We start from the raw sequence: 6,676 nt of genomic DNA on the forward strand, positions 1-6,676 counted from the left end.
TTTTTCAAACGCTTACTATTCTAGAAAACCAAGCAAACGCATTTAGCTTGCTTGCACTTTATCTAAAATTTACTTGGCTAGATCAATCAATAGCTTATTCAAGTTTTGGACAAAACTCGCAGGGTCTTTAAGACTTCCCTGCTCTGACAACGCAGCTTGATCGTATAACACATCAACCCATTGCCCAAACTGACCTTCATCCTGTAAATCAGCAAGTAATTTCACCAATTGATGCTCGGGATTCAATTCAAAATGATATTTTGCTTCAGGTGCAGGTTGTCCCGCAGCCTGCATCAGTTTAATCATTTGCGTAGACATACCCTGCTCATCAGTTACGATACAAGCAGGCGAATCAGTTAGTCGATGAGTAAATTTAACGTCAACGACTTTATCGCCTAGAGCAGTTTTCACGCGTTCTAATACGCCTTCAACTTCTTTTTCAGCTTGCTCTTGTTCTTTTTTGCTTTCTTCATCTTCTAAATCACCAAGATCAAGTGCACCACGTGCTACAGACTGGAATGATTTTTCATTGAATTCAGTTAAATGAGACATCAACCATTCATCAATGCGATCACCCATTAACAGTACTTCAATTCCTTTTTTACGGAAAATCTCTAAGTGTGGGCTAGATTTAGCTGCTTGGTAACTATCTGCAGTAATGAAGTATATTTTTTCCTGACCTTCTTTCATGCGGCCAATATAGTCTTCCAATGATACTGTTTGCGCATCACTGTCATTGTGAGTTGATGCAAAGCGCAGCAAACCAGCAATTTTTTCTTTGTTTGCATGATCTTCTGCAGGGCCTTCTTTTAAGACACTACCAAACTCTTTCCAGAATAACTGATATTTTTCAGCATCATTTTTAGCCAGACGCTCAAGCATTTGCAGAACGCGTTTTGTACAACCTTGACGAATTGCCTGAGTTATTTTGTTATCTTGCAGAATTTCACGAGAAACATTTAGAGGTAAATCGTTTGAATCTAACAAGCCTTTAACGAAACGCAGGTAAACTGGCATAAACTGTTCTGCGTCATCCATAATGAATACACGTTGAACATATAATTTTAAGCCATGATTCTGATCGCGGTTCCACATATCAAACGGCGCTTTTGAAGGAATATACAGTAAACTGGTGTATTCAGTTTTACCTTCAACTTTGTTGTGGGAATGCAGCAAAGGATCGGTGAAATCGTGAGAAACATGTTTATAGAACTCGTTATATTCTTCATCACTTATTTCTGACTTATCTCGAGTCCACAGTGCGCTGGCTTTATTGACGGCTTCCCATTCTCCAGGTTGAGCAGGAATTTTTTCGCCATCAGGGCCTTCAGACTCTGCAACTTCTTCTTTCCACATTTTAACTGGAATACCAATGTGTTCAGAGTACTTAGTAACGATTGAGCGTAGTCGCCAGTCATCCGCATACTCTTTTTCTTCATCGCGCAAATGCAGAATGATTTCCGTCCCGCGATCTGCCTTTTCGATATCTTTAACAGTAAATTCGCCTTCACCGGCAGATTGCCATTCAACACCTTTATCTGCACTGTCACCTGCCGCACGGCTGCGTACAATGACGTTATCAGCAACGATAAAAGCAGAATAGAAACCAACTCCGAATTGACCAATTAGCTGCGAGTCTTTTGACTGGTCTCCAGATAAATTATTAAAGAACTCTTTGGTACCAGATTTGGCGATTGTACCAAGATGTTCAATAACGTCTTCTTTGTTCATTCCAATTCCATTGTCTGAAATTGTAATGGTTCCGGCTTCTTTATCTGCACTGAGCTTAACGCAAAGATCACTGTCATTTTCATATAATGAAGGATCAGAAAGTACTTTAAATCTCAATTTATCTGCAGCATCAGCAGCATTTGAAACCAATTCACGAAGGAATATTTCTTTGTTGGAATAAAGTGAATGAATCATCAATTGAAGTAATTGCTTTACTTCAGTTTGAAAACCATGAGTTTCTTGGTGAGCTGTTTCAGCCATAAACAAATTTCTCCTATAAACCGTTTTGCTTCTAGGCTTAGGAGATAAGGTCGTTTACTTTCTTTTCAAGCAAACAAAACAATTTATTATCAATAATTATTAAAAAATTAGAACGAAGATTTAAAAATTGGATGCTATTTGCGCAATTAAAGTAAACTGTTCAAACGCGGGTGGTGTTAAGTAAAGTGATTAATTTAAATAACTCTTCTGCCGGTAAATGCGTGCATCAAAGTATTACCGTCTACATACTCAAGTTCTCCGCCTACAGGCATTCCATGCGCCAACCGTGTGGCAGAAATTTCATTGGATTTGCACATTTGAGCGATAAAGTGAGCTGTAGCCTCACCTTCCACTGTAGGGTTTGTGGCTAAAATAACCTCTTTAAATTTGTCTGATTTGAGTAAAACTTCAAGCTCATTCAAGCCAATTTCATTAGGTCCAATTCCATCAATAGGTGACAAATGCCCCATTAAAACAAAATAGCGTCCTTTAAACTCTGAGGTTTGCTCAACAGCAAGTACGTCTTGCGGAGACTCAACAATACACAGTTGTCCAGACTCTTCTCGAGCAGGATCACTGCAAATTGAACACAAGCTAGCTTCTGTAAAGGTTCGACAAGACTGACAGTGTTGGATGTGCTCCATCGCATTATGCAGTACTTGACTCAGTTGCAAAGCCCCTTCTCTATTACGCTCTAACAAATGAAACGCCATACGCTGAGCACTCTTCTTACCTACGCCGGGTAAGTGAGTTAATGCGCCTATCAGTTCAGTAATGAGGGGGCTATATTGCATCTATTTCTTCTTAAAACGGCATCTTGAAGCCAGGAGGTAGGGGCATTCCCCCTGTTACATCCCCCATTTTCTCTTTAGTTGTTTCTTGAACACGACGTACAGCATCATTAATCGCAGCGGCAACAAGATCTTCAATCATCTCTTTATCGTCTTCCATTAAAGATGGATCGATATCTACTCGTCTGACATTATGATTACAAGTCATGGTAACTTTAACTAGGCCAGCACCAGATTCTCCGGTGACTTCAATTGTCGCTAATTCTTCCTGTGATTTTTGCATGCGCTCTTGCATTTGCTGCGCTTGCTTCATGATATTACCCATACCACCTTTAAACATAACACTCTCTCTTTATTGGTAAATTAAATTAGCGAGGCTTGATACTAGACTCTATCACCTGCGCAGAAAATATATTTTTAATCCTATTTATTTCAGGATTCGTTTCAGCAACATTTTTTGCATGCTGCATTCTTACCTGATTAATGGTTTGCTGCACTGCAAATGGTGTACTTATTGGCTGACAATGCTCAATACGTAATTCAATTTGTTGCTGAAAAAGTTCACTTAAAGCCTGTTGTAACTGACTTCTAGCTGTAACAGTATCTAAATGTAGTTTCGAATCTAACAACTTCAAGGTCACAAGGTTATCATTTTTTTCATAAGACGAGTGCAGCGCTAATTGCTTAGTTAACGCGGTGACCTGCATTTGTTCGATTAATTGACTCCAAGTATCTAACTGACTGGAATGTATTACCTTTTCGCCATTTTCTAGAAATGCTGGCACGTCAAAATCCACATTCACTTCTACAGGTTCATTAAGATGAGCCATTGGATCGAACTCTTCTTGTATTTCCTCGTCATTTACAGCGACTTGCTCAGAGTCTGTAATACTTTGTGAATTTGCTGCAGTTTCAGGTAGCCAGGGTGGAGTATCCTGATTGTGTTGTTGTTCAGCATAATCACTATCAATACTAGCTTGTGATTTTGCATCTTCGTCTGCTAAAACGTCAGGGCTAACCGCCTGTTCGGATAAATCAATATGGCTATCAGAATCAGATTCTATTGGAATAATTTCGTTGCTAGGGTTAAATTGCGTCTCTGAGTTTTCAGAATCTGTAAATTGTGTACCAATCTGTTTTTGAGCATCTATTTCTTGTTCTGAAATATCTTGGCTTTTTTCAATGACTGCAGAGTCTTCAATTATATTATTTGACTGAGGCTTGAAGCGCGAAGGTAGAAAGTCATCTGTAGACTTTACTTCCTTTTTCTCTTCTTCATCCGAAGCCACTTCTAACTTAGAAAGTCTATCTTTTAGAGCAATCAGACTTTCAGTTGCTGATAACGAATTAGCCTGAACACTAATATCATTGTGGCTTAGTTCAGATGGCGAAATCTGTTGCTCCGCCGTAGGTAAATTATTAACTTCATTTGTATCTGAATTTTGAACAGTGTTGTCTGCATGGAAATCAGCTAAATTGCTCTGCTGTTCAAAATATTCCTGATGGTAAACATCGGAATTTTCGTAATTTTGTTGGTTCTCATGGTTCTTCTGAAAATCTATATCTACAGGATTTTGAGCAACATTATCAACCTGAGTTGCTTGGATTTCCTGATGTAAATCATTTGCATTTGAACGTTCAGAACCTCTTGCTTGGGTTCCCACTAAGGAATTAGCTTGACGGATAATATCACTTTGTTGTTCAACAAGAGTTTGTTCTATTTCGTTTCCATTAAACTCAGCTTTTTCAACCGTTTTTTTTTCTCCAGTATCACTATGAATGGGAATCGATGATGTACTGGCTTTTGTGGTCAAACTGTTAGTTTCATCAATCGTCAAAGAAATCGGCGAAGGGTTGAATGCTAACATACGTAAAAGCGTCATTTCTAAACCTATGCGAGCATCTGCAGCATGGCTTATGTCTTTTTTGCCCTGCAAGGCAATTTGATACGCTAATTGAACTTGCTCAGGCGGCATCATTTTAGCTAATTGGTATACAGCCCGTGCTGCTACGGTTTCGAGCTTACAAGCTTCTGGTACGAATTGAGTCAGAGCAACTTGATGTAGCAAACTCATTAGCTCTGATAACACCTGTTCATAATTTACTGATTGTTGCGACATTGTTTCTATTTGCGCCATGACTTGTGCCGGCTCATTACTAAAAACAGTATGCAGTAGTTTGATTATTTGGCCTTTATCCATTAGGCCTAGCATATCGGTAACTATGACATTTGATACTTTGCCATCACCTTGAGCGATGGCTTGATCTGTCAAACTTAAAGCATCTCTCATGCTTCCTTGCGCAGCTCGAGCCAATTGCGATAATGCCTGAGGCTCGCTAAAGATATTCTCTTCTTTAAGTATATAACTTAACTGCTGAGTAATTTGATCCCGTGATAACGCTTTTAAATTGAACTGTAAACAACGAGACAGTATGGTCACAGGTAATTTTTGTGGATCGGTGGTTGCGAGCAAAAACTTCACATGTGGAGGCGGCTCTTCAAGGGTTTTTAAAAGTGCATTGAAGCTATGTTTAGACAACATATGCACTTCATCTATTAAATAAACCTTAAACTGTCCACGTGTTGGTTTGTATTGAACATTGTCGAGAAGCTCGCGCGTATCTTCAACTTTTGTTCTTGATGCTGCATCAATTTCCAACAGATCAACAAAACTGCCATTTTCAATATCCAAGCAAGTATGACACTTACCACAAGGATTAGCGCTTAAACCAGTTTCACAATTCAAGCTTTTAGAAAATATTCGTGCAATTGTTGTTTTACCAACTCCTCGCGTCCCCGTAAACAGGTAAGCGTGATGCAGTCTATTATTATCTAATGCGTTTGAGATCGCTGTAACAACGTGCTCTTGGCCAACCAATTCAGAAAATCGATTAGGACGCCATTTACGAGCAAGTACCTGATAAGCCATTAGACGTTATTCACCATCAAAATCGCATAAAGCATGACATTGAACGCCATGCTCATTTAGTTTAGCTTCGCCACCCAAGTCAGGAAGAGAAATGATAAAGCCAGCATGTTCAACTATTCCACCAAGTTTTCTAATCAAATTGGCAGTAGCAACCATAGTCCCGCCTGTAGCGAGCAGATCATCTATCATCAATACTTTTTCACCAGGCTTAATTGCATCAGAATGAATTTCTAACGTATCCATCCCATATTCCAGTTCGTATGATTCAGAAATGGTTTCCCGAGGTAACTTATTCGGCTTACGAACCGGAATAAAGCCTATCCCCATTTCTATTGCTAGAGGCGCGCCAAACAAGAACCCTCTAGCTTCAGTTCCAGCAATTTTATCAAATTTTAGTGGTGCAAACTTTTCTAGTAGTAAAGCAATACTGCTTGAAAAAGCGGTATGGTCTTCCAATACTGAGGTAACATCACGGAACAAAATTCCTGGTTTTGGATAATCAGGGACGGTTTTAACGATTGATTTTATATATTCAGCTGACACAGACTTCCTCTTAGTGGCTCGCTTAATTATTGGGGTTAAAGGTAAAACGTTAGCCAACCAGCGATAGCAGGTAAAAGAGGAAGTGCCAATAAGACAACAAGGGCCACTAATAAATATGTCCAGCTAAAAGGGTCTTTTTCAAAACTATGATCTTGCATTTTAAAACTCCAATAAATCCTATTTTAGAAGCGCCAAATAGTAATGCAAACAAGCTAAAATTAATAGGCTTAATCAGCTTTGATCGACAATTGTTACCTTTAAAGTAAGCTGCCAGTTAATATTCTCATCACTTATTAGAAATAGTATGAACAATTTTTAAACATAGATGGAAAAACAGATTACTTTAAGCCAATGGTAGCGTTAAATTTAGATTCCACGGGCTGAAGCCCGTGCTACGGGGTTGTACATGCATTTTCTCTC

Annotated in this window: 6 protein-coding genes; all 6 read right to left on the reverse strand. The window is 39.0% G+C overall.

Going from position 1 to position 6,676, the window contains the following annotated elements:
* Window positions 1-69: 69 nt before the first annotated feature.
* Window positions 70-1,992 carry a molecular chaperone HtpG gene (gene htpG, locus KO530_RS05155; RefSeq protein ID WP_216047341.1) on the reverse strand — a complete coding sequence of 641 codons (1,923 nt, stop codon included), beginning with the start codon at window positions 1,990-1,992 and terminating at the stop codon, window positions 70-72.
* Window positions 1,993-2,186: 194 nt separating this feature from the next.
* The gene (gene recR / locus KO530_RS05160; protein WP_216047342.1) at window positions 2,187-2,786 is read right to left on the reverse strand and encodes a recombination mediator RecR; all 600 of its coding nucleotides are present in this window, start codon (window positions 2,784-2,786) and stop codon (window positions 2,187-2,189) included.
* A gap of 10 nt (window positions 2,787-2,796) precedes the next feature.
* Window positions 2,797-3,123, reverse strand: coding sequence for a YbaB/EbfC family nucleoid-associated protein (locus KO530_RS05165; protein WP_216047343.1), 327 nt, complete (start codon window positions 3,121-3,123; stop codon window positions 2,797-2,799).
* A gap of 28 nt (window positions 3,124-3,151) precedes the next feature.
* The gene (gene dnaX / locus KO530_RS05170) at window positions 3,152-5,713 is read right to left on the reverse strand and encodes a DNA polymerase III subunit gamma/tau (RefSeq protein WP_216047344.1); all 2,562 of its coding nucleotides are present in this window, start codon (window positions 5,711-5,713) and stop codon (window positions 3,152-3,154) included.
* A 6-nt stretch (window positions 5,714-5,719) separates the two neighbouring features.
* A complete protein-coding gene (apt, locus tag KO530_RS05175) occupies window positions 5,720-6,256 on the reverse strand; it encodes an adenine phosphoribosyltransferase (protein WP_216047345.1) in 537 nt (178 codons plus the stop codon).
* A 35-nt stretch (window positions 6,257-6,291) separates the two neighbouring features.
* Complete coding sequence (locus tag KO530_RS22095) at window positions 6,292-6,414, reverse strand: hypothetical protein (RefSeq protein WP_289847863.1); 123 nt, start codon at window positions 6,412-6,414, stop codon at window positions 6,292-6,294.
* Between the last annotated feature and the right edge of the window lie 262 nt (window positions 6,415-6,676).

The sequence above is a fragment of the Aliiglaciecola lipolytica genome (assembly GCF_018860635.1).
In the GTDB taxonomy this organism is placed as follows: Bacteria; Pseudomonadota; Gammaproteobacteria; order Enterobacterales; family Alteromonadaceae; genus Aliiglaciecola; species Aliiglaciecola lipolytica_A.